Raw genomic sequence first — 25,179 nt, 5'->3', positions numbered from 1 at the left:
GGCGGCGGCCGGCAGGACCGTGGCCCTGCCAACGACGCGATGGCCGAGGCGCTGCGCAAGGCGGGCTTCGGCAAGTCCTGAGCCGACGACCGGGCCCCGCGCACCCCGGGTGCGCGGGGCCCGGTCGCGGTCAGTGCGGGAGGACCGGCTCCAGCAGCCGCTCGGCGAGCCGGCGCAGGTCGTCGTCGCCGACGCCCCACTCGCGCAGCCGGCCAGCCGGGCCGGTGGGGTGCGCGTCGAGGTCGTCGAGCACGGCCTCCAGGGCGGCGGCGTCCACCCCGAGCAGTGCCTCGTCGTCGGGCTCGGGCTGGCCCCAGGCGCGCAGCCGGTCCCACAGCGTCGGCAGGACCTCGTTGGTGCGCAGGTAGTCCGCGACGACCGTCGCGCGCGGCACGTCCAGCACGGCCAGCAGCACCCCGACCACGATCCCGGTCCGGTCCTTGCCCGCGGCGCAGTGCACCAGCACCGGGGCGGGCGCGTCGGCGACGGTCCGCACGATCCCCGCGAGCTCGGCGCCGGCCTCGGCCGCCAGCAGCCGGTAGGCCCACCCGAGCCCGTCCTCACCGGCGGCTGCCGTCGCGACCCGCTCCGGGGTCAGCGACGCGCCGAGCGGGACCGCACGGACGTCGGCGACGTCGGCGAGCGGGTGCGGCTCGCGTGTCTCCGCCGTCGAGCGCAGGTCGACGACGGTCCGCGGCGGCCACGGCGATCCCTCGGGCAGGTCGAGGGCCCGGGCGTCGCGCGGGTCGCCCGGGCGGGGCGCGTCGGACCGGTAGAGCACCCCGTGCCGTACGCGGTAGCCGTCCGTCGTGCGCAGACCACCGAGATCACGCAGGTTCGCCGGGCGTCGGGTCGCGGCGCTGGAGAGGAATGCCGTCACCCGACCAGGGTCGGTGATCTCCCCGCGGCCGCGCCGAGGGTCGTGATCAGGGGCATCGGTGGTGTCGGTCACGCGGGACCCGACGGACGGACCGCACCGGGACATGGCACACTGGTTGATCGACGGCCGTCGGCGACGACGCACGGCCGCGAGCCCCGGAGGTCTGGGTTCACCGGCACATCATCTGGATCGAGATGCCGCACGCGGGCCTGGCGGGCTGGGAGAGCGGGCGAGAGCCGCCCGACGACACAGCGCACCCCCCTGCGCACGCCATTTTGAGGACCGAGTGAGCATTCTGCTGGACCAGCACCCCGACCTGAACGACTCCGGAGACGAGATCACCACTTCCGCCGCCATGACGGACACCGACGCCGCCGCGACCGACACCGTGACCGCCGACGCCGCCCCCGACACCTCCGCCACGCCGGAGGTCACCCCCTCCCGTGAGGCCGTCGAGTTCGAGCCCGCCGCGGTCACGGCCGACGAGCCCGGCGACGACACCCCCGCCGGCCCGACCTTCGCCGACCTGGGCCTCGCGCCCCGGCTGCTCGAGACCCTGGACAAGCTGGGCTACGCCGCGCCGAGCCCGATCCAGGCCGCCGCGATCAGCCCGCTGATCGCCGGTCGTGACCTGCTGGGACAGGCCGCCACCGGGACCGGCAAGACCGCCGCGTTCGCGCTGCCGATGCTGCAGCGCCTGGCCGACGGCCGTACCGCCCGCTCCCGCGGCGCCAAGCCGTTCGGCCTGGTGCTCGCCCCGACCCGTGAGCTGGCCATGCAGGTCGGCGACGCGGTCGCCAAGTACGGCGCCGCCCTCGGTGCCTCGGTCGCCTGCGTCTACGGCGGCGCGCCCATCGGCCCGCAGCTGGGCCAGCTCCGCCGTGGCGTCGACATCGTCGTCGCCACCCCCGGCCGCGCGATCGACCTGGTCAACCGGGGCGCGCTCGCCCTGGACGCGATCGAGGTAGCCGTCCTCGACGAGGCCGACGAGATGCTCGACATGGGCTTCGTCGAGGACATCGAGACGATCCTGGGCGCCACGCCGCGGGGCCGTCAGACCGTGCTGTTCTCGGCGACCATGCCGGGCCGCATCCAGAGCCTGGCGCGGACCCACCTGAGCGACCCGGCCGACATCCGGATCAAGAAGGAGGCCACGCCCGAGGGCGAGGCCCCGCGGGTCCGCCAGACCGCGTACCACGTGCCGCGCAGCCACGTCACCGTCGCGCTGGGCCGGGTGCTCGAGATGGAGCAGCCGACCGCGGCGATCGTGTTCTGCCGCACCCGCGCCGACGTCGACGCCGTCACCGAGACCCTCACCGCGCGCGGCCTGCGCGCCGAGGCGCTGCACGGTGGCATGGATCAGGAGCACCGCACCCGGGTCGTCGAGCGCCTGCGCGCCGGCCGCACCGAGCTGCTGGTCGCCACCGACGTCGCGGCCCGTGGTCTGGACATCGACTCGCTGACCCACGTGGTCAACCACGACGTGCCGTCGTCGCCGGAGTCCTACGTGCACCGCATCGGCCGGGTCGGCCGGGCGGGACGCGAGGGCGTCGCGATCACCCTGGTCACCCCGGGTTCGGTGCGTCACCTGCGCAACATCGAGCGCCTCATCGGGACCTCGGTGCCCAGCGCGCCGGTGCCCTCGCCGGAGGACCTGCGCACCGTGCGGCTCGCCCGCACCGCGCTGGCCCTGCGCGAGCAGGCCGGTCAGGACGCCGACACCCCGCCGCAGGACGGTGTCGAGCAGCTCGTCGTCGAGCTGGCCCGCGACCACGACCTCGCCTCGATCGCCGCCGCGGCGATCCGGATCGCCCGTGCCGACAACTCGGTGCCGGACGACGAGATCGAGATCCCGCAGGTCCGCTCGCGTGGTGGCCGTGACAGCGGCCCCGGCGACCGTGGCCCGCGCCGCGACCGCGACGGCCGTCCGGGCGGTGCCCGCGGCCAGGGCGCCCGTCCCCCGAAGGCCGGGGCGACCCGCCTGTTCGTCTCGGCGGGTCGTGCCTCCGGTGTGCGCCCGCAGGACATCGTGGGCGCGCTGGCGAACGAGTCCCGGCTGTCCGGCCGCGACATCGGCGCCATCCAGATCCACGAGCGTCACTCGCTGGTCGAGGTGCCCGAGCACGCGGCAGACGACGTGCTGCGCTCGCTGCGCGGTGCGACGACGCTGAAGGGCCGCAAGGCCAACGTGCGTCGGGATCGGGACAACGCCGGCGCCCACTAGGCCCGGGATGCACGAGAGGGGCCCCGCGCGATCCGCGCGGGGCCCCTCTCGTCGTCCGGGGGTCGGTCAGCGCACCTCGACCCGGTCGCCCTGGCGCAGCTTCCCGAAGAACACCGTGGCGTCCTGGTTGCGCATCTTGACGCATCCCGCGGACCCGGAGTCGCGGTCGCCCTGGTGGAAGGCGACACCACCCGGGGCGAAGAACACCGACCACGGCATCGGGGCGCCGTCGAACTCGGCGGAGTAGTGCTCGCGGTCCTTGTCGTAGACGGCGAAGTCACCGGTGGGGGTCTCCGTGCCGTGGCCCCCGGTGGCGACGTCGACGGGACCGTAGGTGATCGAGCCGCCGTTCATCAGCCACGCCTGCTGGGACTCGAGGTCCACGCAGGCCCTCGCCGACGCCGAGCACGGGGTGCCGGCGACCCCCGGGTCGGCATCGGCCGCGAGGGCGGTGCCCGCGGCACCCAGCCCGACGACCAGCCCGGCGGTCACGACGGCCAGGGCGCGTCGGCGGCGCACCCGGCGAGTGCTACGGGGAGTGGGCTCGTTCGTGTGCGCCATGAGTGTTGCTCGGGTCCTCTCGGGTGAACGATGGTGCTGCCGGACGGTTCAACGATCACCCCTGGCGACGGATACGCCCGGACGGGTCATCGGTTGCGACGGGAAACAGGCCTGCCCCGGCGATCTGCGGGAGGATCGGCCCCGTCCCGACATCGGAGCCCGGCCGAGGAGCGCGTATGACCACCACCCCGTCCCGCAAGCCCCGCAGTCATCAGGTCACCGACGGCATCGGCGCCACCGCCGCGCGCAGCATGCTGCGCGCGGTCGGCATGCGTGACGACGACTTCGCCAAGCCCCAGATCGGCATCGCCTCGTCCTGGAACGAGATCACCCCGTGCAACCTGTCGTTGCAACGGCTCGCGACGGCGGCGAAGGAGGGCGTGCACACCGCGGGCGGCTACCCGCTGGAGTTCGGGACGATCTCGGTGTCCGACGCCATCTCGATGGGGCACCGGGGCATGCACTACTCCCTGGTCAGCCGCGAGATCATCGCCGACTCGGTGGAGACGGTCGTGGAGGCCGAGCGGCTCGACGGGACGGTGCTCCTGGCCGGCTGCGACAAGTCGCTGCCCGGGATGCTGATGGCCGCGGCCCGGCTCGACCTCGCCGGGGTGTTCGTCTACGCCGGGTCGATCATGCCGGGCCGGGTCGGCGACCGGGAGGTCAACATCGGCGACGCGTTCGAGGGCATCGGGGCCTGCGCGCGCGGGCTGATCACCCCCGACGAGCTGGACACCCTGGAACGGGCGATGTGCCCGGGGGAGGGCGCCTGCGGCGGCTTCTACACCGCCAACACGATGGCGGCGGCGGCCGAGGCGCTCGGGATGGCGCTGCCCGGGTCGGCCAGCCCGCCCGCGGTGGACCGGCGTCGCGACGGCGTGGCGCGTGCCTCCGGTGAGGCCGCGGTCGGCATGATCGCCCGTGGCCTGACGGCCCGGTCGGTGCTGACCCGGGAGGCCTTCGAGAACGCGATCGCTGTCGTGATGGCCTTCGGTGGGTCCACCAACGCGGTGCTGCACCTGCTCGCCATCGCCCGTGAGGCCGAGGTGTCGCTGACCCTCGACGACTTCAACACCGTCGGCGACCGGATCCCGCACCTGGCCGACGTCAAGCCGTTCGGGCGGCACCTCATGTACGCCGTCGACCAGGTCGGGGGCGTACCGGTGGTGATGAGGGCGCTGCTCGACGCGGGCCTGATCCACGGCGACGCCCGCACCGTCACCGGCCGCACGGTCGCGGAGAACCTCGCCGAGCTCGACCCGCCGGGCCTCGACGGCTCGGTCATCCACGACCTCGCCGACCCGATCCACCCCACCGGCGGCCTCACGATCCTGCGCGGCTCGCTCGCGCCCGACGGCGCCGTCGTCAAGTCCGCCGGGTTCGACGCCGCCACCTTCACCGGCACCGCCCGCGTCTTCGACGGCGAGCAGGGCGCGCTCGACGCCGTCGACGCCGGTGAGATCGGCCCCGGCACGATCGTCCTGATCCGCTACGAGGGCCCGCGTGGCGGGCCCGGGATGCGGGAGATGCTCGCCGTCACCGGGCGGATCAAGGGCGCGGGCCTCGGCAAGGACGTCCTGCTGGTCACCGACGGCCGCTTCTCCGGTGCGACGACCGGGCTGTGCGTCGGGCACGTCGCACCCGAGGCCGCCGACGGCGGACCGATCGCGCTCGTCCGCGACGGCGACACGATCACCCTGGACATGAAGGCCCGCACGATCGACATCGGCGTCGAGCCCGCCGAGCTGGAGCGGAGGCGCGCGGAGTGGACGTGCCCGGAGCCGACGAACCGGCGCGGGGTGCTGGGCAAGTACGCGAAGCTCGTGTCGTCCGCGGCCGACGGGGCTGTCTGCGGCTGACCCGCGTGGCCGGTGCGCCCGACGGACGGGCGTGCCGGCCGCGACGCACCCGACACCGCCCCGACACAGAGTCGCAACATCGGTCCCGCAGGCTGGTGGTGATGAGCACCGATCCCGGGACGACCGACGGCCTCTACCGGGTGCGGGTGCGGCTGCCCGACGAACCCGGTGCCCTGGCCGGGCTGACGGCGGCGCTGGCGCAGGTGCGCTGCAACATCCTCGCCCTGTCGGTGCACGGTCAGGACGCGCACTCGGTCGTCGACGAGCTGCTGGTGTCCGGGCCGTGCAGCGTCGGCGAGCTGTCGGTGGCGGTCTGCGGGGCGGCCCCCGACGGTGGGGTCCTGGTCATGACCGCCGACCCGCACGACCTGGTCGACCCGCCCACCCGCGCACTGGACATCGTCGCCGCCGGCCGGAGTCCCGCCGACGGGGTCGCCGCGCTGCTCGGCGCGTCGGGTGTCCGGACGCCGGGCCCGGACGAGCCGGGTGCGCGCGACGAGCACGACCTGGAGCTGACCGCGCCCGACGGCACCCGGCTGGTCGCCCGGCGGGCGGCGCCGTTCACCGTCACCGAGGTGGCCCGGGCCCAGGCGTTCCTGCGCGCGGTCGCGACACGCCCGGAGTCCGACCCGCGCGGCTGGGCCGGGGCGTAGCGCACTCGGCGCACCGCAGGCGCCGGTCGGCGTAGCACGGAGGTCACGGCGCCGCCACCGCTGGCATCCTTCCGGCAGGACGATCGAGAACGGGCAGTACCCACACGGCCTCCGGCGGGCGTCCTCACCATCGCGAAACCGCCGCGACCCGTGGCGGCAACGATGGACGGTGATCGTTGCGTCATGGAGGCCGGTATGGGTGAGCTGTCGTCCCCGCGGGATCGGGACCGGGTGGGTGTGGTCGTGCCGTACGACTTCGCCCTCGACCGTGAGATGTGGCGGTGGGTCCCCGAGCCGGTCACCCTGAACGTGACCCGCACGCCGTTCGTCGCGACCCCTGCCGACGCCGCGCAGGCCCGGCTGATCTCGGACCCGGCCATGGTCCGGCAGGCCGCCCGCGACGTGCTGACACCGGGCCCCGCCGTGGTCGCGTACTCGTGCACCTCGGGCAGCTTCGTGGGTGGCGTGGCGGGGGAGGCCGCGCTGCGCGACGCGGTGCTGGCCGCGGGCGCGCCGGCGGCGGTCACGACGGCGGGGTCGCTGGTCGCGGCGTGCGCCGAGCTGGGGGTCACCCGGCTCGCCGTCGCCACCCCCTACGTCGACGACCTCACCGGGCTGCTCGCCGACTTCCTCGCCGGGTCCGGGGTCGACACCGTCGCCCGGCACGGCCTGGGCCTGCTCGGCCACATCTGGACGACGACCCCGGAGCAGGTCGCCGCGGCCGTGCGCGCCGCGGACCACCCCGACGCGCAGGCGGTCTTCGTGTCCTGCACCAACCTGCCCACCTACGACGCGATCGCCGTGCTGGAGCGCGAGCTCGGCAAGCCGGTGCTCACCGCGAACCAGGTGACGATGTGGGCTGCGCTGCGGGCGGCCGGGCACTCCGCCGTCGGCCCCGGGCAGACCCTCGTCGACGGCCCGTCCGTCCCGCCGGTGCTGCGGGTGGTGGACACCGCTGCCCCCGGCAGGACGGAACCCGGCCCGGCGGACCTCGACCCGGCGGTCCTCGACCCGGCGGTCCTCGCCACCGCGGCCGAGCCGGGACCGGCGCCGCTGCTCAAGGTCCGCGTCGGGCTGCCCGACGAGTCCGGTGCGCTGGCCCGGCTGACCGCGGCCGTCGCCGAGGTCGGCGGCAACATCCTGTCGCTGTCGGTGCACGGCCGCGACGCGGGCACCGTCGTCGACGAGATGCTCGTCGGCGGCGGGGTGACCGCGGACCGGCTGTCGCGGGTGATCCGGCGACGGCTGCGCGGGTCCGGCCCGGACACCGTGCAGGTCACCCCGGCCGACCCGCACGAGCTGGTCGACGGACCCACCCGGGCGCTCGACCTCGTGGCCGCCGCCCGCGGCCGCGACGGGCTGTTCGACGGCCTCGCCGCGCTCCTGCACGCCGACGAGGTCGGCACCGGCCCGGTCGCGGCCGGGACGCACGTCCTGGAGCTCACCGCCCCGGCAGGCCCGCCGGTGCTGGCCGCCCGGGACTGGGCGCCGTTCACCGTCACCGAGCGGGCCCGCGGCGAGGCGTTCCTGCGCGCGGGCGCGGCGACCCCGCCACCCCGGTCGACGGTGCTGCTGCCCGGCGGGGCCGAGCTCGCCGCGGAACCCGCGTCGGGGGAGGAGACCGCCGAGCTCGACGTGCTGCTGCGGACCTGCCTGGCCGGGGCACCGGCCGTGGACTGGACGGCCGCCGACCTCGTGGGGCTGCTGGCGCCCGTCGCCGGACCGGCACTGCTGCTGCGCACTGCCGCCGGCGACCTGGTCGGGGTAGCCGCCCTGCTCGGCACCGACACCGGCGTGCCCGAGCCCGTCGTGGTGCTCCACCCGTGTCTGCGCGGGGCGGGCGTCGGCCGGTGGCTGCGCGGTCGGCTGGGCTCCGGGGTCGCCGCCTAACCTGCGGGGGTGCCCGACCACGCCCCGCATGACCACGCCCCGCATGACCACGCCCCGCACGACCCCGCCCTGGCCGACCGCGGTGGGCCCCGCGCCGACCCCGGTGAGCCGGGCCCCGGCGGGCTCCCCGACGACTGGGAGGCCTGGCGCGGCCGGGTCGACCTCGACGACTACGACCGCAGGTGGGCGGCGATGGCCGCCGCCGGGGAGAACCCGCACGGCGAGGCCGACCTGGTCTGCGCGCTGCGCGGGGACGGCCCCGTCCTCGACGGCGGCTGCGGCACCGGCCGCGTCGCGATCGAGCTGGACCGGCGCGGCGTCGCGGTCGTCGGCGTCGACCCGGACCCGGACATGATCGCCGCGGCGCGGGCCAAGGCGCCTGCGCTGCGCTGGGTCACCACCGGCCTGGAGACCCTGGACCTGCCCGAGCGGTTCGGGCTGGTCGTGCTGGCGGGCAACGTGATCCCCTACGCCGAGGACCGCGCGGGGGTGGTCGCGGGCTGTGCCCGGCACCTGCGTCCGGGCGGCCTGCTGCTGGCGGGGTTCGCCGCACAGCCGGGCTGGCCCACCCCCGACGACCACGACGCCTGGTGCGCCTCCGCCGGGCTCGAACCGGTCGCGCGGTGGTCCACCTGGGACCGTGCGCCCTGGTCCGGCGGCGACTACGTGGTCGCCCTGCACCGCCGCGCCTGACCCGGGCGGCTCAGGGCCGGTCGGGCACCCGGCAGAGGACCTCGCCGTGCGGGATGACGATCCACCCGTCGGGGTGCGCCGCCCACTCCCGCCACGCCGCGGAGATCCCGTCCAGCTCGGACTCCCCGGCCAGCCCGCGCTCGACGGCCATCCGGCCGACGCCGGTGTGGATGCGGTCGGCCCACATCCCGCCCCAGGCGGCGCGGGCCTCCGGGGTCGCGTGGCACCAGACCGACGCCGACGGCGTCACCTCGGAGAATCCGGCCGCGTGCGCCCAGCCGAGCAGCCGTCGTCCGGCGTCGGGCTCGGCGTCGTTGCCGCGGGCGACGGCCCGGTACAGCTCCAGCCAGCGGTCCAGCCGCGGATCGTGCGGCCACCAGTGGAACCCGGCGTAGTCGGCGTCGCGGGCGGCGACCAGGCCGCCCGGCCGGGCGACCCGGCCCATCTCACGCAGCACCGCGACCGGGTCGGACACGTGCTGGAGCACCTGGTGGGCGTGCACGACGTCCCAGGTGCCGTCCGGGTCGGACAGGGCGTAGCCGTCGTCGACGGCGAACTCCACCTTCAGGCCGCGGGCGGCGGCACCGGCGCGGGCCTGCTCCAGCGGTCCGGGCACCACCTCGACGCCGCGGATCCGGCCGGGCGCGACCCGCTCGGCCAGGTCCGCGGTGATGCTGCCGGGGCCGCAGCCGACGTCGAGGAGGCTGGTGCCGGGCGTGAGCCGGTCCAGCAGGTAGGCGCACGAGTTCTCCGCGGTGCGGGCCGCGTGCGACCGGACGACGACGCCCGGATGGCCGTGGGTGTAGGTGTCGCGGGGCACGGGGTCAGCCTGGCACGGCGCTCAGCCGGGCACCCGGCGGATCCGGATCGGGCCCTTCGCCGTCGACGGGTCCACGACCCGGCCGGACTGCACGATCTCGACCCGCCCGGCGTCGACGAGCCGGCGCGCGGCCATCCGCGCCGGCTCCATGAGGTCGCGCCAGCCGTCGGGGTCGACGGCGCGGGCCGCCTCGGACGGGCAGATCGTCGCCCCGCCCCGACGCCGGTCGAGGAGCCCGGTGATCGTCGACTCCAGCTCGGTGTCGACCGGGCGGACCTTGCGCCTGCGGCAGCCCTGGGAGCAGTAGCGCACCTGCTCCCAGTCGTCGGCCCACTTCCTCCGCCACTCGATCCGCCGCCCGCAGACCACGCAGCTCTTCTCCTCCACGACCGCCATGGTCGTCCGGCCCGCAGCGCTCCGCTCGCCGAGAATTATCAGGTGCCTTATTCTTGGGGCGTGGCGCGGGTGGGGAAGCGGGTACGGCAGTGGCTGGTCTTCGTGCACGTCGCGGTGTCGGTGGGGTGGATGGGCGCGGGCGCGGCGAACGTCGTGCTCGCCGGCGTCGCGCTGGGCGCGGACCCGGCCACGGCGGCCGCCGCGTATGGGTTCGTCGACGTCGTCGACCGGTGGCTGGTCATCCCGCTGGCGTTCGCGGCGCTGGTCAGCGGGGTGGTCGTCGCGCTCGTGAGCCCGTGGGGCCTGACCCGGTACTGGTGGGTGCTGGTCAAGCTGGTGCTGACCGTCGCGGTGATCGTGTGGAGCACCCTGGCGGTGGGGGTGTGGGTGGAGCAGAGCGTGGTGGCGTTCGCGGCGGGGGACTCCACGAGCCCGGTCGGTCGGGCGCTCGTCACCGGCGCGGCGCTGAACATCGCCGCGTTCCTGTTCATGACCTGGGCCTCGGTCGCGACGCCGTGGGGCCGCACTCCGTGGGCACCGGCGCGGCGCCGCGCCGGACGGGCCGCCGCGGCCCGGACCCCGGCCTGAGCAGCGCGCCCCCGGACCGTGGCACCGCCGGGCCGGGGGTCAGCTGCGGGCGAGCACGGCCGCGTCGAGCGCCTCGCGCATGGCGGCCTCCGGACCGGGACGCCCGGTCATGAGCTCGACCTGCGCGACCGCCTGCTGCAGCAGCATCTCCAGGCCGGACACGATCCGCGCCCCGGCCGCCGCCGCGCCGCCCGCGACCACGGTCGGCCACGGCGCGTAGACGGCGTCGAGCAGCACGGTCCCCGGCCGCCAGCGCGCACCGGCCAGTGCGTCGGCAGCCCCCGCCGGGAGGGTGGAGACGACCGCGTCGGCGCCCTCGAGCAGCCGCGCCGCGGCGGGCGGGTCGGTGAGCACCGCGTGCACCGTCACCTCGGTGCCGAGCCGCTCGGCCGTTTCGCGCAGCGCAGAGGTCCGCCCCGCGTCGCGGACCAGGACGTCGACGGCGTCGACCTCCATGTCGTGCAGCGCGGCGACGGCGGCCTGCGCGGTCCCGCCCGCCCCGAGCACCACGGCGCGCCCGCCCCCCGCGCCCGCGGCGCGCAGCGAGCGCGCGATGCCGGTGACGTCGGTGTTGTGCGCGGTCGCACCGGTGCCCTCGAACACCAGGGTGTTGCCGGCGCCGATCGCGGCCGCCCCCGGCGCGACGTGGTCGGCGACGTCGAGCAGCACCCGCTTGAGCGGCATCGTCAGCGACAGCCCCGCCCACTCCGGGCCGAGCCCGGCGACGAACCCGGCCAGGCCCGCCTCGTCGACCTCGTGCCGGTCGTAGTACCAGCCGGTCAGCCCGAGCGCGGTGTAGGCGGCGTTGTGCAGCGCGGGCGAGAGCGAGTGGGCGATCGGGGAACCGAGGACGGCGGCGCGGCGGACGGGGGACGTGCTCATCCGAGCAGTATCCCGTGGCGGCTCAGACCGCCCGCGACGGCTCCCGCTGCGCGGCCCGCACGGTGCGCCGGGCCCGCGCCCAGCTCCACCAGCCGTGCACGACCAGCCCGGCGAACACGACGTAGACCGCGGCGGAGAACCACAGCCCCGAGGCCAGCTGCAGCGGCACGCCGACGGCGTCGACCAGCAGCCAGATCACCCAGAACTCGATGAACCGCAGGCCCTGGGCGAGGAACGCGACCGCGGTGCCGACGAAGATCGCGGCGTCCGGCCAGGGCGCCCAGCTGGCGTCGAGCGCCTCGAGGATCAGTGCCATCACGACGGTGCCGCCGACGAGCAGCCCGACCAGCCCGAGCCGCTGCGCGGTGCTCGCCTGGCGCACCGCGATGCCGTAGACCGGGTCGCGCCTGCGCAGCCACGCGACGAGCCCGAACACCGAGATGGCCAGCACGATGACCTGCCGGAACGCCAGCCCGCCCAGGTGCGCCGAGGCGTAGACGGTGAACAGCAGCACGCAGGCCGCCATCTGCACCGGCCAGGTCGCGAGGCTGCGCCGGCGCGCCAGGAACACCACGGCGATGGCGCCGATCTGCCCGACGAGCTCGGCCCACGACACGAACTGCCCGAACGCGGTCAGCCCGTGGTGCAGCAGGAGGTCCACGACGGTCCCCTTCCCGGACGCGGCGGGCGCGTCCCGTGTCAGCAGACAACGACGGGGCCGGCCCCGCCCATCCCCACCCGGTCCGGTGTGAGCGGACCCACACCGGCCTCGGACCGGGTGGACGCCGAGCCGGTCGCGGCGCACCCGGGTGACCGCACGGCCGTCGACCGGCACCAGGACGGCGTCGTGCGGGTCGACTCCGCACCGCACCGGCTTCCGCGTCCGACCCCGTGGCGACGACGGTCCGCCACCGGGTGGGAGGCTGCACCGTGTGGGTGGTTCGGAGCGCACGGTCCTGGTCCTGGGTGGTCGCAGCGAGATCGGGCTGGAGGTCGCCGAACGGCTCGCCGCCGGGGACACCGACACGGTCGTGCTGGCCGCGCGCCGCCCCGGGGCGCTGACCGCGGAGGCCGCCCGGGTCCGGGCCGCGGGCGCCGCGGTGGACACCGTCGCCTTCGACGCCGACGACCTCGCCGGCCACCGCCCGCTGCTCGACGACGTGACGGCGCGCCACGGCCGGATCGACGTCGCCGTCGTCGCGTTCGGGATCCTCGGCGACCAGGCCCGCGCCGAGACCGACGCCGCGCACGCCGCCGCGATCGTGCACACCGACTACCTCGCCCAGGTGCACCTGCTCACCGAGCTGGCCCAGGTGCTGCGCGCGCAGGGGAGCGGGACGCTGGTCGTCTACTCCTCGGTGGCCGGCGTGCGGGTGCGGCGCGCCAACTACGTCTACGGCAGTGCCAAGGCCGGGCTCGACGGGTTCGCCTCCGGCCTGGCCGACGCGCTGCACGGGACCGGGGTGCGGCTGGTGCTGATCCGCCCGGGGTTCGTCGTCGGCCGGATGACCGAGGGGATGAGCCCGGCGCCGCTGTCGTCGACGCCCGCGCAGGTCGCCGACGCGACGGTGCGTGCTGTCCGGCGCGGGCGGGGCAACGCCGACGTCTGGGTGCCCGGCACCCTGCGGCTGCTGTTCCTCGGGCTGCGGCTGCTGCCCCGTGCCGTCTGGCGTCGGATGCCCCGTTAGTGACACGGTCTACAGGCGAACGGTGTCCCGCGATCTGCGTGTGGCACTTCCCCTGGAGTGACCGGGCTCATATCGTCGCGTGCGCATCCTGTTGGACGACGACGTCTGAGGTGAACCACCGTGGGACACACCCGTGGAGCAATCGTCCGGAGCGCTCCGGGCAAGTACGAGGTCGTCGACCTCGAACTCGACGAGCCGCGCCCCGGCGAGATCGAGGTCAAGATGGTCGCGTCGGGGCTGTGCCACTCCGACGACCACATCGCCACCGGGGACATCCCGGTCGGCACCTACCCGTTCGCCGGCGGCCACGAGGGCTCCGGCATCGTCACCCGCGCCGGGGCCAACAAGAAGGGCCTCAAGGAGGGCGACCACGTCGTCTTCTCGTTCCTGCCCTCCTGCGGGCACTGCCGCTGGTGCGCCAGCGGCATGCAGAACCTCTGCGACCTCGGCGCGGGCCTGCTCGCCGGCACCCGCTGGGAGGAGCCCACCACCCGCCTGCGGCTCGCCGACGACGGCACCCCGGTCGGCCAGATGTGCGGCATCTCGACCTTCTGCGAGACCACCCTGGTCTCCGAGGACTCCTGCGTGAAGGTCCCCGACGACATCCCGCTCGAGGTCGCCTGCCTCGTCGGCTGCGGCGTCGGCACCGGCTGGGGCTCCGCGGTCAACGCCGGCGGCGTGCAACCGGGCCACACCACGATCGTCATGGGCATCGGCGGCATCGGGATCAACGCGGTCCAGGGTGCCTCGCACGCGGGCGCGGCGAACATCATCGCCGTCGACCCGGTCGCGCTGAAGCGCGAGAAGGCCCAGGAGCTCGGCGCCACGCACGCGGTGGAGACGATGGAGGAGGCCACCGAGATCGCGAAGCAGTTCACCAACGGTCAGGGCGCCGACCAGACCATCGTGACCGTCGGCGTCGTGAAGCCCGACCACGTCGGGCAGGCGATGGCCTCGATCCGCAAGGCGGGCACCGTCGTCGTCACCGCGCTCGGTGACATCAACTCCACCGAGCCGCTGCCGGTGTCGCTGGCCGACGTCACCCTGTTCCAGAAGCGCATCCAGGGCGCGATGTTCGGCATGTCCAACCCGAACTGGGACATCCTGCGCCAGCTGGAGCTCTACCGCGCCGGCGCGCTGAAGCTCGACGAGCTGGTCACCACCACCTACACGCTGGACCAGGTCGCGACGGCCTACGAGGACATGCACGCGGGCAAGAACATCCGGGGCATCATCCGCTACTGAGCACTGGCAGGCTCCGGGGCATGGTCTACGTACTCGACGGACACAACGACCTGCCCTGGGCGCTGCGCGAGCTCTCCGGCGGCGACCCGGCGCGCGAGCCGGACGTCGCCGCCGGGGACCCGCGACTGCACACCGACCTCCCGCGGCTGCGGGCCGGCGGGGTCGGCGCCCAGTTCTGGTCGGTCTACGTACCCGGCGAGCTGGGCCACGACGAGGCGGTCACCGCGGTGCTCGACCAGGTGGACCGGGTGCGACGGCTGCTCGCCGCCCACCCGGACGCCCTGGCGTTCGCCGACACCGCCGACGACGTCGACGCCGTCGTCGGCTCCGGGCGGGTCGCCTCCCTGATGGGGGCGGAGGGCGGGCACTGCATCGCCGACTCCCTCGCCGTGCTGCGGGTCCTGCGCGGGCTCGGGGTCCGCTACCTGACCCTGACCCACAACCTGAACAACAACTGGGCCGACTCGGCCACCGACACGCCCCGCCACGACGGGCTGTCGGAGTTCGGCCGAGGGGTCGTCGCCGAGATGAACCGGATCGGCATGATCGTCGACCTCTCGCACGTCGCACCGGCGACGATGCACCACGCCCTCGCCGTCACCACCCGGCCGGTGCTGTTCACCCACTCCGGCGCCCGCGCCGTCACCGACCACCCGCGCAACGTCCCCGCCGACGTGCTGGAGGCCCTGCCCGGCAACGGCGGCGTGGTCATGGCGACGTTCGTGCCGCGCTTCGTCTCCGCCGCCGTGACCGAGTGGGACCAGCGGCTGGGGGAGGCGATGGCTGCCGTCCGCGCCGACCACCGCGACCTCGCCGCCCGCAACCGGTTCGTCGAGGCCTGGGACGGGCCCGTGCAGCCGCGCGCCACCCTCGCCGACGTCGTGGCGCACGTCGAGCACCTGCGCGAGGCCGCGGGCATCGACCACGTCGGCATCGGCGGGGACTACGACGGCACCACCGACCTGCCCGACGAGCTCTCCGACGTCTCCACCTACCCGCGGCTGCTCGACGCGCTCGCCGACCGAGGCTGGAGTGCGGAGGACCTGGCGAAGCTGGCCCACCGCAACGCGCTGCGGGTGCTGCGCGACGCCGACGCCTGAGCGCCCCGGCGCGAGGTCACGGCGTCCCGGTGGGGCGTGGGCCGGCCAGCGCCGTCGCCGCCGCCGCCGCGATCCGCAGCGAGCCGACCGCCGTCGGGTGGAACGGGTCGGGGGTGGCGAGCCCCATGATGTCCGGCGGCATCCGGTCCCGGTCCGGGTCGCACAGCGGCGCCAGGGCCGGCGCGGCGGTGCCGAACCCGAAGCGGGCGGCGCCGTCGGCCAGCACGTCGTTGAGCCGGCGGTTCCGCTCGGCGAGCAGGTCGAGCTTGGCCTGGTCCAGACCCGGGGTGCCGGCCGGGCCGCGCATGTCCGCGCAGGTCGGGTCGAACCGGGCCGGGAACGGGTCGTAGGACAGGGTGACCACCACCCGGGGGCGCCCCGGCAGCGTGTCGAGGTCGGTGAACAGGGCGCCTACGTCGCGGGCGAACCCGGCGAGGCGGGACTCGAACTCGCCGTCGGAGAGCCGGTCGTCGCAGGTGGCGAGGCCGTAGCAGTACAGCAGGAAGTCCGACCAGGCCAGGTCGTTCGGGCCGACGGCGACGACCACCCACTGCAGGTTCCGGACCTGCTTGAGCCGCCCGACCTGCGGGTCGACGGTGACGCCCTCGCGCAGCTGCGGCCCGCGCAGCCCGGTCGCGACGCCCGCTCCGGCGCAGGCCAGGTTCAGGACGTCCTCGCCGCGCAGCCGGGCCAGCTCGGCGGCGGTGGAGTCGGTGCTGCGCCCGCAGGCGCGGTCCTCGGAGGTGACGGTGCCGTCGTCGTGGCGCAGCGGCGGGCCGCCGATCCGGGCCGCGCGGGAGTCCCCGATCACCGCGCCCGCGACCCCGGTGACCGCGGGCCCGACCGGCGACGGGGTGACCGTCGCCGCCCCGACCAGGTCGGTCAGCGAGGTGACCCTCCCCAGACCGGTGAGGGTGCCGTGCAGCGCGGCGACCCCGGCGCCCGCCCACAGCAGCACCGACGCGGTCACCGCGACGACGGTCATCCTCCCGATCGGCCCCGCCAGGTCGTCCCAGTGCACCGGCCGGTACCGGCCGGTGCGGGTCCGGCGCAGCGCCAGCAGCAGCCGTGCGGTCGCCATCAGCCCGCTGCCCAGCAGCGCGACCAGCACGATGCCCGCGGCGCCCCACAGGTACCAGGTCACGAACCCCTCACCGAGGTCGCGGACCGCATCGCCCGCGCCGTCGACGGTGTGCAGGCCCAGCACCGGGCCGTTGTCGGCGGGCCGCTTCAACGGCCCGATCGACAGCCGCGGACGGATCGGGCCCCACACCTGCACGGCCGTGAGGTCGAACTCGGCGTTGCCGAGCTGGGCGATCTGCGCGGGCCCCGACAGCGTCAGGGGCGGCACCCGGGCGCCCACGCCGACGTCCTGGCCGAACACCTCGACGTGGTTCTCCGGCGTCAGCAGGATCACCAGCGGGACGCCGACGACGGCGATCAGCCCGAGCAGCGCCAGTGTGGGCAGCGACCGGGCCTCGCGCAGCAGCGCGCGGGGCCACGACCGGGAGGTGGGACGGGCGGCCACCGTCAGTGTGCGGGGCGGGACACGAGGTGGAGGGGCACGGCCCCATGGTGGCCCGGGGGACGGGCCGGAGTCACGGACGTCGTGGGGTGGCGTCGGACTCCCCGGCGGAGGCTCCCGGTGGGTGGCACCCCGGCGCGCGGCCGCGCTGTGTCAGGCTCCCGGGGTCCCCGGCGTCCGGATCCCCCGCAGCCGCGGGGCGAGCCGCGCCGCCGGGACGGCGTCGGCACCCTCCCGTTCGACGTCGTCCGCGAGGGCGTCCGCGTGCCCGACCAGCCCGTCGAGGTCCAGCCCGGCCGGGACGGTGATGCCGAGCACGCGCCACAGCCGGACGCCCTCCGCGCCGCGGCGCAGCAGCGCGACGGCGCCGCGGGCGTTGCCGCGCTGGGCGTGGGTCAGCCCGACCGCGAGCTGCGCCAGCGCCCGCCACAGGTCGCGGGTGTCGTCGCCCGCGTCCTTCCAGGCACCCTCGAGGATCTCGTGGGCGTTGAAGGGCAGGCCCGAGTCGAGCAGGCGCTGCGCCTCGGTGACGGCGTCGGCGGGGGAGAGCGCCAGGTCCTCGGGCACCCGCCCGACGCCGGGCGCGCCGTGCGGGAGCGGACGCCCGGCGGCGTCGCGGGGGCGGGCGTTGCGGGCACGGCCCCGGTCGTCGCGGTCGCGGGAACGGGTCATGGCTGCGAGGGTGCCAGCTCTCCGGTTAGCGTGCGTCATGATCACCGAACTGTTCGACGTCCGCGGCAGGGTGGCCGTGGTCACCGGCGGCACCAGCGGCATCGGCCGCATGATCGCGGGCGGTCTCGCCGAGGCCGGGGCGCGGGTCTACGTCTCCAGCCGCAAGGCCGACGCCTGCGCCGACACCGCCGCGGAGATCGGCGGCACCGGCATCGCCGCGGACCTGTCGTCGGAGGACGAGTGCGTCCGGCTGGCCGCGGAGGTCGGGGAGCGGGAGGAGCGGGTGCACCTGCTCGTCAACAACGCGGGCGCGACCTGGGGTGCGCCGCTGGAGGAGTTCCCGGCGCACGCCTGGGACAAGGTGCTCGACCTCAACCTGAAGGCGCCGTTCTTCCTGACCCGGGCGTTCCTGCCGCTGCTGGAGGCCGCCGCGTCGGCCGAGGACCCGGCCCGGGTGATCAACATCGGCAGCATCGACGGGCTGCGCGTCCCCGAGCTGCCGAACTACAGCTACTCGGCCAGCAAGGCCGGGGTGCACCAGCTGACCCGGGTGCTGGCCCGCGACCTCGCCGGCCGCGGGATCACCGTGAACGCGATCGCGCCGGGGCCGTTCCCGTCGCGGATGATGCGCGCCACACTGGAGGCGGCGGGCGACGAGATCGCCGACTCCACCCCGCTCGGACGCCTGGGGAAGCCGTCGGACGTCGTCGGGGCGACGCTGTTCCTGGCCGGGGCCGCCGGGTCCTACGTGACCGGCGCGGTGCTGCCGGTCGACGGGGGGATCTGGACGACGCGCTGACCCGGCGCAGCACCCCGCCGCTCAGCCGGACTGGAGCGGCCCGAGCTCGGTGGTGAACCGGTCGAGGAACCCCGGCCAGTCCGCCACCGGCCCGGTCGGGCGCACCACGAACTTGGTGAGGCCTCCGTCGGCGTGCCGGCGGACCAGCTCGGCGACGCCGTCCCAGCCGTCGCCGACGATGTCGCGCCAGTCCGCATCCGGGCGTTGGGCCCCGGCCAGCGCGCGGGCGGGGCCGGGGTCCGCGCCGGGCGGGGCGACCCACAGGTTGGTGCCGTAGTGGTCGTCGTCGATCGTGCGGCCGGCGTCGCGGGCGGCGGTCTCGATGATCCCGCGGGCCCGGGCGGTCTCGGCGGGAGTGAGGAAGCTGGCGAGCCAGCCGTCGGCGAGCCGCCCGGCGCGCCGGAGCCCGGCGTCGGCGCGTCCGCCCAGCCACAGGTCGAGCGGGGCGGCCGGGCGGGGGAGGACGGCGGCGTCGTCGAGGGTGAAGAACTCGCCGTGGTGGGTCACGGAGTCCTCGGTGAGCAGCCGTCGCAGCACGACCAGCGACTCCTCGAACACTGCGCCGCGCCGGCCCGGGACGGGGTGCAGCTGCCGGTCGCAGGGCTGGGCGGCCTGCAGCCCGAACACCGGCAGGATCCGCCGGGGCGCGAGCACGGCCAGCGACGCGAGCTCCGAGGCGAGCAGCATCGGGTTGCGCCCGGGCAGCACCGTGACGCCGGTGCCGACCTTCAGGGTGCGGGTGCGCGCCGCGGTCCAGGTGCTGCCCACCATCGGGTCGACCACCGACTTCGACGCGATGTCGGCCAGCCACAGCGAGTCGACCGCGGAGGCGTCGAGGGCGTGGATCAGCTCGTCGAACTCGTCGGCGAAGGTGGGTAGGTGGCGGGCCCCGACGAGGCCGAGACCGATGCGGACCGTGCCGTGCGGGGAGTCGACCACTCACACACCGTAGGTGATCGGTCACTCGTCCGGGAACGTTCAGTCCGACTCGAGCGGCCCCAGCTCGGCGACGAACTCGTCGAGGAACCGGGCCCAGTCCCGCGCCGGAGCGGCGGGGCGCACCACGAACTTGGTCAGCCCGCCCTCGACGTGGCGGCGGATCTGCTCGGCGGCGCCGTCCCAGCCGCGGGCGACCAGCTGCTCCGGGTCGGCGTCGGGCCGCTGCTGGGCGGCCCGGTGCAGCGCGTGGTCGGCGGCGGCGCCGGACCCGTCGCCGGGCAGCACGACGGTGACGTTGGTGCCGTAGTGGTCGTCGTCGATCGCCCGGCCGGCGTCGCGGGCGGCAGCCTCGATGACGGTGCGGGCACGGGCGGACTCGTCGGGCGTGAGGAAGCTGCCCAGCCAGCCGTCGGCGAGCCGGCCGACCCGGCGCAGCCCGACCTCCGCGCGACCGCCCAGCCACAGGTCGAGCGGGCGGGCCGGGCGCGGCGCGACGGTCGCGTCGTCGAGGGTGAAGAACTCGCCGTGGTGGGTCACCGACTCCTCGGACAGCAGCCGTCGCAGCACTACGAGGGACTCCTCGAACACCGCGGCCCGGGTACCGGGGACGGGGAACAGCTGGCGCTCCGACGGCGTCGCCGCGCGGATGCCGAACGCGGGCAGGATCCGCTTCGGCGCCAGCACCGCCAGTGACGCGAGCTCGGCCGCGAGCAGCATCGGGTTGCGGCCGGGCAGGATCGTGACACCGGTGCCGACCTTCAGCGTCCGGGTCCGGGCGGCCGCCCAGGTGGTGCCGACCAGCGCGTCGACGCCGGGGGCGGAGACGAGGTCGGGCAACCACAGCGAGTCGATGCGCGCGCGTTCGAGGGCGTCGACGAACTCGTCGAACTCCGAGCCGGGGTCGGTGGCGCGAAGCCCCACCGAGCCGACGCCGATGCGGACCTTGCCGTGCGGGGACGTCACCACGTCGGTCGACGCTACCCCGCGTCGGGGCTCCGGCGCGGGTCGCGGCCGCTGTTGCCGAGCGCCCGGTGGAACGGCGGCGCATCGGCCGGGACCGGGACCACCGGCCCGAACAGACCCTCCCGGGACGCCTCCTGACCGGGCGCTGACATCGCGGTGGTGAACTCCAGGACGGCGGCGACGGCGTCGTCGTCGGGGGAGAACGGGCGGCCGGTGGCCACGGCGAGGTCCCAGCCGTGCAGGACCAGCTCGTCGAGGGCGATGACCCCGGCGACGTCGGCGGGCAGGTCCAGACCGCCCGCTGCGGTGAAGCCCTCCCAGGCGGCCGGCTCGCGCCACGCCTGCGCCAGCGCGGTGAGCCGGGCCGGGATCGCGGTGCGCCAGTCCGCGACGAGGTGCGCGGCGTCGGCGCTCGGCGCGGTACCCGCGGCCTCGGGGGACTTCTGCGCCGCGACCCGGAACGCCCACGCCAGACCGTGCACGTGATCCAGCAGGGCGGCGACGGTCATGCCGTCGCACGGGGTCGGGTCGTGGAGCTGGTCGTCGCGGACACCCGTGACGACGTCGGCGACGGCGCGGGCGGTCGGGGCGAGATCGAGCACGGTGGCCACCTCGGGTCGGGTCGGTGCCCCACGGTCCGCGGGGCCCTGCCTGCTCCGACCGGCCGCGGCGCGCCGACTCATCGCCCCGTACGTCTTTCGACACCTGGTAGAAGGTGGTGCGGCGGATACGGCAGAGTGGACTCCGACGTCCCGTCCGCCTGGAGGAAGCACCCGTCATGAACGACCCGTCCCTCGTCGCCAAGGCCTTCCGGGTCGTGGCGGTCGCCGAGGCGCTGTCCTGGACCGGCCTGCTGATCGGCATGTTCTTCAAGTGGATCCTGGCCACCACCGAGGTGGGGGTGCAGGTGATGGGCCCGATCCACGGGGCGCTGTTCGTCGCCTACGTGCTGGTCACGCTGTGGACCGCGCGGATGTTCCGCTGGGACCTGCGCACCACCGTGATCGGCCTGCTCGCGAGCATCCCGCCGCTGACGACGATCTGGTTCGAGCGCCACGCCGGGGCCACCGGCCGCCTCGACCCGGCCCGCGGCCGGCCCGTCGCCGGCTGAGTCCTCCCGGATTCCCGTGCCGCTCTTGACGGCTGAGGTAAGCCTAGGCTAACTTCAGCGCGTCGCTTCGTGGTGGGAGCGGCGCGTCAGTTCGGGAAACACGGCCCGGCCGCATCGACCACAGCGGCCGGGCCGTCCCGCGTTCCGGGCGGGTGTCGTGCCCGGCTCGGCGGAACGCGCCGGGGGGTCGGCCGCGACTCTCGATCGCCTCCCGGCTCTCCGGGGGAACCCGCTCCTGCCCACGGCTTGACAGCGTAGGTAAGCCTTGGCTAAGTTTCACGTGTCGCTTCGTGGTGGGAGCGGCGCGTCAGTTCGGGACGAGGGCCCGGTCGCTCGACCACGGCGACCGGGCCCTCATACGTTCCCGGTTCCTCACGCGTCCGGGTGGGCCAGCGCCCGGTACACCGGCCGCAACGCGTCGGTCAGCCGCCCGCCGCCCGCCCGCAGCGACGGCTCGGGCACCTGGTCCAGCACCGCGCCCGGCTCGGTGTCCGGCGGCCGCGGGGGAGCGGACCCCGCCGCGCCGTCCCAGAAGCGGTCCAGCAGGTCCGCCAGCGGGGCCGGCCCGGCCGGTGCGGACGGGTCGTCGCCGCTGTCACGCTCGGCCCGCAACCGCTCCAGCAGCGCGTCCCGGTCGCGTCCGCGCAGTGTGAGCAGGGTGAACGGGTCGGTGTCGCAGCGCTCGGCGAGCACGTAGAACACCGCGGCCAGGTGCTTGCACGGCACCGTGTGGTCGGGGCACGAGCAGTCCTGCGACAGGTCGGCGCCCGCGGCCGGGAACAACGACAGCTCCAGGCCGTCGAGCAGCTCCTCGATCTCCGGGGGCACGGTCCCCGACAGCAGGGCCGCGGTGTACCAGGCGTCGGCGGCCAGGGCCTGCTCCACGCGCCGCCACTGCGTCTTGTCCCAGACCCGCAGCCCGATCCGGACCCGGTACGGCTGCGGCCGGGTGCCCTGCACCAGCGCGACCACGGCGCCCGCGTCGACGTCGAGGGACACGATCTGCCCCGACCGGGCGTAGCTGCGGCCACGCGAGAGCCGCCCGCCGACGCCGAGCTGCTCCAGCACCGCCAGGAACCGCGCCGACCACCAGGTCCGGGCGACCGCGCCCGCCGCCGCGTGGATCCGGATACCGCCCTCGACGCGGCGCGGCGGCCCACCGGTGAAGTCCTCCTGCGCCCAGAACGGCCGGTCACTCATCGGCGTCCCCCGTCTCCTCGTCGAGGTCGGCCACCGCGTCCGAGCCGAGCGCGAACACCGCACGCAGCTCGGAGGTCGACAGCGACGTCAGCCAGTCCTCCCCGCCGGTCACCACCATGTCCGACAGCGACCGCTTCGCCGTGACCAGATCCTCGATCCGCTCCTCGACCGTCCCCGGGCACACGAACCGGCGCACCTGCACCGCGCGCCGCTGCCCGATCCGGAACGCCCGGTCGGTGGCCTGGTCCTCCACCGCCGGGTTCCACCACCGGTCCAGGTGGATCACGTGGTTCGCCGCGGTGAGCGTGAGCCCGGTGCCGCCCGCGCGCAGCGAGAGCAGGAACAGCGACGGTCCCTCCCCGGACTGGAACCGGGCGACCATTTCGTCGCGCCGCTTCTTCGGGGTGCCGCCGTGCAGGTAGAGCACCTCGGTGTCGAACCGCGCCGACAGGTGCGGACGCAGCATCGCAGCGAACTCCGTGTACTGGGTGAACAGCAGCGCCCGGTCCTCGGCGGCGAGCACCGGCTCCAGGATCTCCTCCAGCCGGGCGACCTTGCCCGAGCGGTGCCGCCCGCCGCTGCGGTGGATCGGGGACCCGTCGTGCAACAGCTGCGCGGGGTGGTTGCAGACCTGCTTGAGCTTGCTCATCGCGGCCAGCACGTTGCCGCGGCGCTCGATGCCGTCGCTGCCCTCGATCTTCTCCATCATGTCGTCGACGACGGTCCGGTACAGCGACGCCTGCTCCCGGGTGAGCCGGTGGTCGGCCACGATCTCGATCTTTTCGGGAAGATCGTCGATCACCGTGGGGTCGGTCTTGACCCGCCGCAGCAGGTAGGGCCGGGTGATCCGGCGCAGGGTGCGGGCCGTCCCGGCGTCGCGGTGGCGCTCGATCGGCACCGCGAACCGCTGCCGGAACACCTCCGGCACCCCGAGGACGCCGGGGTTGAGGAAGTCCATCACCGACCACAGCTCCGCCAGCCGGTTCTCCATCGGGGTGCCGGTCAGCGCGACCCGGTGGCCGGCGTCGAACGACCGCATCGTGCGCGACGCCGCCGCGTGCGCGTTCTTGATCATCTGGGCCTCGTCGAGGACGAGGCGGTGGAACCGCCACGCCCGCAGGTCCTCGGCGTCGCGGGTCGCGGTCGCGTACGTGGTGACGACGAGGTCGGCCTCGCCCAGCCGGGCGTGCAGGGCCTCGCCGCGCGGGCGGGCGGCCCCGTGGTGGGCGTGCACCCGCAGGCCGGGTGCGAACGTCGCGGCCTCCCGCTGCCAGGTGCCGACCATCGACATCGGGCACACGATCAGGGTCGGGGCGCCGGTCGGCCCGCCGGACCGGTCGTGGGCCTCCAGGGCCAGCAGCTGGACGGTCTTGCCCAGCCCCATGTCGTCGGCCAGGCACGCCCCCAGGCCCAGCGACGACAGGAACGCCAGCCACGCCACCCCGCGCTCCTGGTAGGGGCGCAGCGTCGCGGTGAACCCCGGCGGCGCCGGCACCGGCGTCAGCGTCCGCTCGGCGGTGCCCTCGAGCAGCGCCCCGAGGTGCCCGCGGGCGGACACGTCGGTCACCGGGAGCGGGGCGCCCGCGTCGCCACGGGCCGCGGCCAGCACCTCGCCGACGGTGGGTGGCCGGTCCCGGTGGCGGCGCAGGAAGTCCAGTCCCTGGGCCAGCGCCTGGGCGTCGACGGCGACCCAGCGCCCGCGCAGCCGGACCAGCGGCGCCTTCGCCGCCACCAGCGCGGCGATCTCGGACTCGCCCAGCTCCTCGTCGCCGACGGCGAGCGACCAGCGGAACTCCGCCAGCTCGTCACGGCCCAGCCCGCCGCGGGTGATCACCCCCGGCGCCGGGGCCGACGACGCCGACAGCCGCAGCCCCAGCGGGCGGCGCCCGTCCCACCCGCGCGGAAGCGCCACCCCGAACCCGGCCGACAGCAGCGCGGGCGCGTCCCGGGTGAGGAACCGGTGGGCTCCGGTGACGTCGAGCTCGAGCCCGGTCGGGCGGGCCCGGCGCAGTGCGGGCACCAGCCCGGGCAGCACCTGCGCGGCCCGCCCCAGCTCGGCCAGCAGCACGTCCTGCGCGCCGGACACCAGCGCGTCGGCCTCCCCGGCCCACACGCCGGCCGCGTCGAACACCAGGCTCGGGTCCTCGGTGGAGCGCAGCGCGAACTGGAGCTCCCACCGGGTGCCGTCGCCGGTCTGGTCGTCGAGGTCCGGGCCGGGGTCGGCCGGGTCGTGCAGTGTGGAGACCTCGGCGAGCCGGAACAGCGCGGTGGCGGCGCCGGGCTGCTCGCGGCCGACGTCGTCCCACACGGCCAGTGCCTCGCGCAGTACCCGCAGCCCGGCGCCGACCGCGGGCAGGTCCGCCGACGGACCGGTCAAGGCGTGCAGCAGCGCCGCCGGGGCGTCCGTGCGGGCGGGCAGCGGGACGGGCATCGCGGCGCTGCGCCCCAGCCGCTCGCGGACGGCGGCGTCGGTGAACCGGGCGAGCGCGGC

24 protein-coding genes are annotated in these 25,179 nt (G+C 75.6%); 11 read left to right on the top strand and 13 right to left on the bottom strand.

Annotated elements, in window-relative coordinates:
- Positions 1 to 130: 130 nt before the first annotated feature.
- Positions 131 to 880, bottom strand: a complete 750-nt coding sequence (locus tag NH602_RS10065; protein ID WP_253067681.1) for a tyrosine-protein phosphatase — start codon at positions 878 to 880, stop codon at positions 131 to 133.
- Between the two features lie 286 nt (positions 881 to 1,166).
- On the opposite strand from NH602_RS10065, the gene NH602_RS10060 reads away from it, so the two are divergent.
- On the top strand, positions 1,167 to 3,104 hold the full coding sequence (locus NH602_RS10060; protein ID WP_253067680.1) for a DEAD/DEAH box helicase: 1,938 nt from the start codon (positions 1,167 to 1,169) through the stop codon (positions 3,102 to 3,104).
- Positions 3,105 to 3,170: 66 nt separating this feature from the next.
- Here NH602_RS10060 and NH602_RS10055 read toward each other — a convergent pair whose 3' ends face one another.
- Complete coding sequence (locus NH602_RS10055) at positions 3,171 to 3,623, bottom strand: L,D-transpeptidase (RefSeq protein ID WP_308292827.1); 453 nt, start codon at positions 3,621 to 3,623, stop codon at positions 3,171 to 3,173.
- A gap of 218 nt (positions 3,624 to 3,841) precedes the next feature.
- Between NH602_RS10055 and ilvD the strand changes: the two genes are divergently transcribed.
- The 4 genes from ilvD (at position 3,842) to NH602_RS10035 (ending at position 8,760) form a co-directional block, all read left to right on the top strand.
- Positions 3,842 to 5,524, top strand: a complete 1,683-nt coding sequence (gene ilvD, locus NH602_RS10050; RefSeq protein WP_253067679.1) for a dihydroxy-acid dehydratase — start codon at positions 3,842 to 3,844, stop codon at positions 5,522 to 5,524.
- A 101-nt stretch (positions 5,525 to 5,625) separates the two neighbouring features.
- Positions 5,626 to 6,177 (top strand): ACT domain-containing protein, encoded by a 552-nt coding sequence (locus tag NH602_RS10045; protein ID WP_179762579.1) that lies wholly within the window; start codon positions 5,626 to 5,628, stop codon positions 6,175 to 6,177.
- Positions 6,178 to 6,372: 195 nt separating this feature from the next.
- Positions 6,373 to 8,067, top strand: coding sequence for a hypothetical protein (locus NH602_RS10040; RefSeq protein WP_253067678.1), 1,695 nt, complete (start codon positions 6,373 to 6,375; stop codon positions 8,065 to 8,067).
- A 9-nt stretch (positions 8,068 to 8,076) separates the two neighbouring features.
- Positions 8,077 to 8,760, top strand: coding sequence for a class I SAM-dependent methyltransferase (locus NH602_RS10035; protein WP_253067677.1), 684 nt, complete (start codon positions 8,077 to 8,079; stop codon positions 8,758 to 8,760).
- Between the two features lie 10 nt (positions 8,761 to 8,770).
- On the opposite strand, the gene NH602_RS10030 is transcribed toward NH602_RS10035, so the two are convergent.
- On the bottom strand, positions 8,771 to 9,580 hold the full coding sequence (locus NH602_RS10030; protein ID WP_253067676.1) for a methyltransferase domain-containing protein: 810 nt from the start codon (positions 9,578 to 9,580) through the stop codon (positions 8,771 to 8,773).
- A 21-nt stretch (positions 9,581 to 9,601) separates the two neighbouring features.
- A complete protein-coding gene (locus tag NH602_RS10025) occupies positions 9,602 to 9,967 on the bottom strand; it encodes a DUF2256 and DUF3253 domain-containing protein (protein ID WP_253067675.1) in 366 nt (121 codons plus the stop codon).
- Between the two features lie 69 nt (positions 9,968 to 10,036).
- Between NH602_RS10025 and NH602_RS10020 the strand changes: the two genes are divergently transcribed.
- The gene (locus tag NH602_RS10020) at positions 10,037 to 10,564 is read left to right on the top strand and encodes a hypothetical protein (RefSeq protein WP_253067674.1); all 528 of its coding nucleotides are present in this window, start codon (positions 10,037 to 10,039) and stop codon (positions 10,562 to 10,564) included.
- Positions 10,565 to 10,603: 39 nt separating this feature from the next.
- On the opposite strand, the gene NH602_RS10015 is transcribed toward NH602_RS10020, so the two are convergent.
- Both NH602_RS10015 and NH602_RS10010 read right to left on the bottom strand, forming a co-directional pair.
- Positions 10,604 to 11,446: a shikimate dehydrogenase gene (locus NH602_RS10015; protein WP_179762583.1), complete on the bottom strand. Its 843-nt coding sequence runs from the start codon at positions 11,444 to 11,446 to the stop codon at positions 10,604 to 10,606.
- 22 nt (positions 11,447 to 11,468) lie between these two features.
- Positions 11,469 to 12,107: a nicotinamide mononucleotide transporter gene (locus tag NH602_RS10010; protein ID WP_253067673.1), complete on the bottom strand. Its 639-nt coding sequence runs from the start codon at positions 12,105 to 12,107 to the stop codon at positions 11,469 to 11,471.
- Between the two features lie 271 nt (positions 12,108 to 12,378).
- Between NH602_RS10010 and NH602_RS10005 the strand changes: the two genes are divergently transcribed.
- The 3 genes from NH602_RS10005 (at position 12,379) to NH602_RS09995 (ending at position 15,479) form a co-directional block, all read left to right on the top strand.
- Entirely contained in the window at positions 12,379 to 13,134 is a 756-nt protein-coding gene (locus tag NH602_RS10005) for an SDR family NAD(P)-dependent oxidoreductase (RefSeq protein WP_073574602.1), read from the top strand.
- 120 nt (positions 13,135 to 13,254) lie between these two features.
- Complete coding sequence (locus NH602_RS10000; RefSeq protein WP_073574603.1) at positions 13,255 to 14,379, top strand: NDMA-dependent alcohol dehydrogenase; 1,125 nt, start codon at positions 13,255 to 13,257, stop codon at positions 14,377 to 14,379.
- Between the two features lie 20 nt (positions 14,380 to 14,399).
- The gene (locus NH602_RS09995; RefSeq protein WP_253067672.1) at positions 14,400 to 15,479 is read left to right on the top strand and encodes a dipeptidase; all 1,080 of its coding nucleotides are present in this window, start codon (positions 14,400 to 14,402) and stop codon (positions 15,477 to 15,479) included.
- 16 nt (positions 15,480 to 15,495) lie between these two features.
- Here NH602_RS09995 and NH602_RS31880 read toward each other — a convergent pair whose 3' ends face one another.
- Positions 15,496 to 17,007: a GDSL-type esterase/lipase family protein gene (locus NH602_RS31880; protein WP_253067671.1), complete on the bottom strand. Its 1,512-nt coding sequence runs from the start codon at positions 17,005 to 17,007 to the stop codon at positions 15,496 to 15,498.
- A 150-nt stretch (positions 17,008 to 17,157) separates the two neighbouring features.
- Complete coding sequence (locus tag NH602_RS09985) at positions 17,158 to 17,676, bottom strand: DUF309 domain-containing protein (RefSeq protein ID WP_253067670.1); 519 nt, start codon at positions 17,674 to 17,676, stop codon at positions 17,158 to 17,160.
- A gap of 37 nt (positions 17,677 to 17,713) precedes the next feature.
- Between NH602_RS09985 and NH602_RS09980 the strand changes: the two genes are divergently transcribed.
- Complete coding sequence (locus NH602_RS09980; protein ID WP_073574607.1) at positions 17,714 to 18,475, top strand: SDR family oxidoreductase; 762 nt, start codon at positions 17,714 to 17,716, stop codon at positions 18,473 to 18,475.
- A 21-nt stretch (positions 18,476 to 18,496) separates the two neighbouring features.
- Here NH602_RS09980 and NH602_RS09975 read toward each other — a convergent pair whose 3' ends face one another.
- The 3 genes from NH602_RS09975 to NH602_RS09965 are packed head-to-tail and all read right to left on the bottom strand — an operon-like array spanning position 18,497 to position 20,979.
- Positions 18,497 to 19,414, bottom strand: coding sequence for a TIGR03854 family LLM class F420-dependent oxidoreductase (locus NH602_RS09975; RefSeq protein WP_202417469.1), 918 nt, complete (start codon positions 19,412 to 19,414; stop codon positions 18,497 to 18,499).
- Positions 19,415 to 19,453: 39 nt separating this feature from the next.
- Complete coding sequence (locus NH602_RS09970; protein ID WP_253067669.1) at positions 19,454 to 20,380, bottom strand: TIGR03854 family LLM class F420-dependent oxidoreductase; 927 nt, start codon at positions 20,378 to 20,380, stop codon at positions 19,454 to 19,456.
- An 11-nt stretch (positions 20,381 to 20,391) separates the two neighbouring features.
- The gene (locus NH602_RS09965; protein WP_179762587.1) at positions 20,392 to 20,979 is read right to left on the bottom strand and encodes a TIGR03086 family metal-binding protein; all 588 of its coding nucleotides are present in this window, start codon (positions 20,977 to 20,979) and stop codon (positions 20,392 to 20,394) included.
- A gap of 176 nt (positions 20,980 to 21,155) precedes the next feature.
- On the opposite strand from NH602_RS09965, the gene NH602_RS09960 reads away from it, so the two are divergent.
- Positions 21,156 to 21,488, top strand: coding sequence for a DUF3817 domain-containing protein (locus NH602_RS09960; RefSeq protein WP_253067667.1), 333 nt, complete (start codon positions 21,156 to 21,158; stop codon positions 21,486 to 21,488).
- Between the two features lie 372 nt (positions 21,489 to 21,860).
- On the opposite strand, the gene NH602_RS09955 is transcribed toward NH602_RS09960, so the two are convergent.
- Both NH602_RS09955 and NH602_RS09950 read right to left on the bottom strand, forming a co-directional pair.
- The gene (locus NH602_RS09955) at positions 21,861 to 22,688 is read right to left on the bottom strand and encodes an SWIM zinc finger family protein (RefSeq protein ID WP_073574611.1); all 828 of its coding nucleotides are present in this window, start codon (positions 22,686 to 22,688) and stop codon (positions 21,861 to 21,863) included.
- A partial coding sequence (locus tag NH602_RS09950; RefSeq protein ID WP_253067666.1) for a DEAD/DEAH box helicase occupies positions 22,681 to 25,179 on the bottom strand: 2,499 nt, incomplete at its 5' end. The genes NH602_RS09950 and NH602_RS09955, both read right to left, overlap by 8 nt.

It is taken from the genome of Pseudonocardia sp. McavD-2-B (assembly GCF_024124365.1).
Classification (GTDB): domain Bacteria; phylum Actinomycetota; class Actinomycetes; order Mycobacteriales; family Pseudonocardiaceae; genus Pseudonocardia; species Pseudonocardia alni.
Note: the sequence above shows the minus strand (reverse complement) of the source record. Positions and strands in the feature narration are given on the sequence as shown.